Source organism: Methanobrevibacter sp., assembly GCF_045126245.1.
In the GTDB taxonomy this organism is placed as follows: Archaea; Methanobacteriota; Methanobacteria; order Methanobacteriales; family Methanobacteriaceae; genus Methanocatella.
The window spans coordinates 1-3,953 of the sequence record NZ_JBGVOG010000110.1; the positions used below are offsets into that span (position 1 = coordinate 1).

At 35.4% G+C, this 3,953-nt stretch carries 3 protein-coding genes; 1 reads left to right on the forward strand and 2 read right to left on the reverse strand.

The features are described from left to right. Positions 1–1,217: coenzyme-B sulfoethylthiotransferase subunit beta (mcrB, locus tag ACJMLZ_RS08170; protein ID WP_405305134.1), on the reverse strand; the 1,217-nt coding region annotated here is incomplete at its 3' end. 484 nt (positions 1,218–1,701) lie between these two features. On the opposite strand from mcrB, the gene mmp10 reads away from it, so the two are divergent. Further along, positions 1,702–2,949 (forward strand): methyl coenzyme M reductase-arginine methyltransferase Mmp10, encoded by a 1,248-nt coding sequence (gene mmp10, locus ACJMLZ_RS08175; protein ID WP_405305135.1) that lies wholly within the window; start codon positions 1,702–1,704, stop codon positions 2,947–2,949. 8 nt (positions 2,950–2,957) lie between these two features. Here mmp10 and ACJMLZ_RS08180 read toward each other — a convergent pair whose 3' ends face one another. Further along, complete coding sequence (locus ACJMLZ_RS08180; RefSeq protein WP_405305136.1) at positions 2,958–3,881, reverse strand: methanogenesis marker 7 protein; 924 nt, start codon at positions 3,879–3,881, stop codon at positions 2,958–2,960. Between the last annotated feature and the right edge of the window lie 72 nt (positions 3,882–3,953).

Sequence of the window (3,953 nt, forward strand, 5' to 3'; positions counted from 1 at the left end):
GAAAAGAGTTGTGTTCCTGCATCTAAGGACATAGCAGCAGCTACACAAGGGATACAGAATCCTTTACTGTGTCTGGTTACAACGTGGTTACCGTTGAAGAGACCAGGACCTCCACCACCGTAAATGGAGTGACTGATGAAGGAGAATCCTACAGCTACACCTACTGCTCTACCGTAGTCGAGACCAGGTAAACCAGTAGCGAATTCGAGGTTGTCGTTGAAGTATAATAAAGTAGATGGAATACCTTGAGCAGCACGAGCAGCACCGACGTTAACCATAGTTGCAGCTACAGCACCAGCAGCAGCATATGCGTTCCATTTAGCTGCGTCATCAGTGTTGTAAATGTTAAAGTCAGTTAATGCTACTTCAGGAGCGATTACTCCATCAGCTTCTGCACGGTTAACAGTAGCAGCTACAATACTACCAACAGGACCATCAGCATTTTCTTTTACTAAGTCATAAACCATATTATCAGCGTTTAAACCTTGGTAAGCTAAACCTAATAAGTGTAATCTTTCAAATGCACCTAAAGCGTCAGCCATTTCAAACATAGCAGTTTGTTCGAAAATAGCAGCTAATGCGGTAGCTTGGAAAGTGTTTTTCAAAGTAGCAGCAGCGAAGTCGTTTGCTTTTACATTTCTTAAACCGTAACCTGCACCTTCAAGTTTTTGTGGAATGTCTAACATGGTTGCAATGTTAGATCCTTTGTAGTCTACAGATTGTGGGTATCTACCTAATACTGCAGCTTTTACGAAGTTTGCATCGTAAATGTCTACACCACAAACGTCGATTACAGATTGTACTAATGCGGAAGCACTGGATAATGGAGCTGTGGAGTATTCAGCAGCAACATCAATTCTTTGAGTTGGTACTTGTACTAATAACCTTTTTCCTCCAGAAATAGGTGTTACAACAGTATCATCGTCTGCAGAAATTTGGATAATTTCTTTCATTTTGTCTGCGATTGCTTCTGCGTTGTCAACAATAGCGAGATCTAATTCTCTTCCTAAAATTCTAGATTTGTCTCCACCAACGGATGCTGTTTTTACAGATTTTTCAAGTCCTTCTAAGTTTACTGCAACAGTTCTTTTAACACCTTTTACGATGCTTTGAATTGCAGGGTTTCTTAATGGACTGATAGCTTCGATTGGTACGTCAGATGCAATTTCGTTGCCTCTATCATCGAATAAATCGATTTTATCATCAAACTTTGCCATTTTTTCCCTCCTAAATAAATAGAGTTTAATCGATATACCACGTCAATGGTAATTTTTTACCAAATTGAGTAAAAGCTATAAAGCAAGTCTTTTGCAATAGCCAGCCATATGGTATACAAATTTTATTTTATTAAAGATATAATATAAAGATTACCTATGAAAACTTTTAGAAAAGTTTATAAAGTATAATAAATCAAAAAAAATTTAAGAAAAATACAGTCAAAAGTAATACTTTTTATTTTTAATTAAAACTTTTCAATTCTTTGAAATAGAATCATTTATTGATTTAAACTCAAAAAAATATATTATATGACTTATTATTATAATTAACTTAAATATATCTTAAAATGAGATAAATAAGGCGAAATCTGAAATTAATACTTTTAGTATTAAAATGTAATAATCATGCTGAAAGTAATACAAAATTGTTGAATAAAAAAATATACTTCATTTATAAATAAAATGAAATAAAAAATAATAAATTATGCAACTTGTAGCAGATGTTGGAGGAATGCCTGGAAAAGATTGTAATGGTTTTTGTAAGTACTGTTACTTTAGAAAGGTAAAAGATATTAAAACTTTTGGCTGTGCACACTGTTTACCCAATAAGATTGGCTGTGAAAGATGCAGTAAAGGCATTAGTGAAACTCAGAGCAGATTTAAAGCTCCTTTTGAAGTGATGAACGAAGTACAGACTGCATTAATGATGAATATGGGCAGAGGTGAAATAAGCGCATACATAAGCGGAGGTGGAGATATAAGCTGTTATCCCCATCTTGAAACATTAACTGCCAATTTAAATCAATTTTCAATATCTTCAATCTTAGGATACACCTGTGGAAAGGGAATAACCGATTCACAAACCGCTACAAGACTGATCAACAATGGCGTTAGAGAAGTTTCATTCACTATTTTTTCATCGGACCCCAAGCTTAGGAAGGATTGGGTGAAAGATCCAAATCCTCAAGAAGCTTTAAAGGCATGCCAGATATTTTGCGAAAACATTGATTTGACAGGAGCGGCCGTAATAATCCCTGGTGTGAACGATGGAGATGTCCTTAGAGAAACATGCAATTCTCTTGAGCAGTGGGGAGCGAAAGGTATGCTTTTGATGAGATTTGCAAATACGTTTAATGAAGGATTGATTTTAGGTAACGAACCCATCATCAAAGGAATTGAATCACAACCAGTAGAAGAGTTTGCCGAACTTGTAAAGCAAATAAATAAAGAGTATAAATTCAGAGTAAGCGGCACCCCATTATGCGACCCTGAAACCGGAGGTCCATTTGCAATAGCCCGTGATGAAAATGAAATATTTTTACAGTTCATCAAACCAGTAACCGGCGAAGCTACCCTAATTACCTCAAAAATTGCAGAACCGTTTATTTCAAAAATATTCAACAAATTGGAAGTTGATAGTGTTAATGTAGTTGCAGTAGAAAAGGAAATCGCTTGCCTGATTACAAAAGAAGATTTGGAAAAATTAGATTTGAGTGAAATTAAATCGGCAGTTATCATTCCCGGAAGGTCTTTTGTCCACCAACTTGATGCCGAAAGGATACTGAGTGCAGACGGTGTTGAAAGACTTGTCGGCCGCGGCCCGGATACATTAAGTGTTGATGGTGAATTAAGCATTGACATGACTGACGAAAATGTCATAGAAAGAGAGTTGGAACAATTCAATGATTTGGTGGATGCAATCAATTTCTTTGGAATGAGAATTATAAAATAAAAAAAAGATTAGTTTGAATCCTCAACAAGAGAACTCTCACTATTAATTTTAACTAAAATATAATCATACATGAATGATTTTTTAATCTCTGCAATTTCAGATAATTTTTTGCCGTCGATTACCACATTGGCAATTTCATCAGCGTATTTATCATAATTCAATTTTACGCGAACACCATCCAATTGTGAAGTTACTGGTGTAGGAGAAATTACATTTTTTATTTCCCTTACCTGATTTTCAATTGCATTTTTAACAACAATAGATGGAACTAACGGCGGATCGAGAATCATTTCATGTTTTTTATCGCTGAGAATCTTTTCAATTGTTTCAACTAATTTATCCAATGCACGTATGTCAGGACCCCTTCTTAATCTTCTTGGAATTCTGCCAAGACCTCCGACATATGCATCGGCACCGGGAAGCTCTTCAATAGGGATTTCAGGAGCTCCGGTAACAATTACAGGAATATCAATATCATCATACAAGAATGCTTTTTCTTTAATGCAGTTTTCAAAACTGCCCAAGGCAAAAATAGCAATGTCATGTTCCTCAATTAAGCTTTTTTCTTCTTCAGTAATGCCTGAAGTACCTTTACCATCCCCCCTTGCCAGACCAATCATATTGTCTTTTGCACCGAATTCCCTTAAATATTCAGAAATATCACATGCCGCATGAGGCAAATGGTGTCTTGCAAGTGTTGGGGAAACAATAGCTATCTCAGAACCTGCCATGGGAGCAACAGATATTTTTCCAAGCAAATCTTTGGATTTTTTTTCGATTTTATCCACATCTTCCAATGGAACTGCCATATTCAATACCAATTCCATTTGTTGAATACTGTCCTGAAGAATAAATCCTCCCAAATCTTCAATCAATTCCCTAATTTCTTCACTTTTGTGAACTCCACCAGTAAAGATTAATGTTTCATACATATTAACAACTCTCAAAAATGCAATTTCATTGTGTTATTAGAAATTATTATATTTATATTATTATATTAAACT

Excerpts from the sequence above, each read along its gene's own strand:
- mmp10 (WP_405305135.1), top strand. The coding sequence starts at position 1,702 with ATGCAACTTGTAGCAGATGTTGGAGGAATGCCTGGAAAAGATTGTAAT.
- ACJMLZ_RS08180 (WP_405305136.1), bottom strand. The coding sequence starts at position 3,881 with ATGTATGAAACATTAATCTTTACTGGTGGAGTTCACAAAAGTGAAGAA.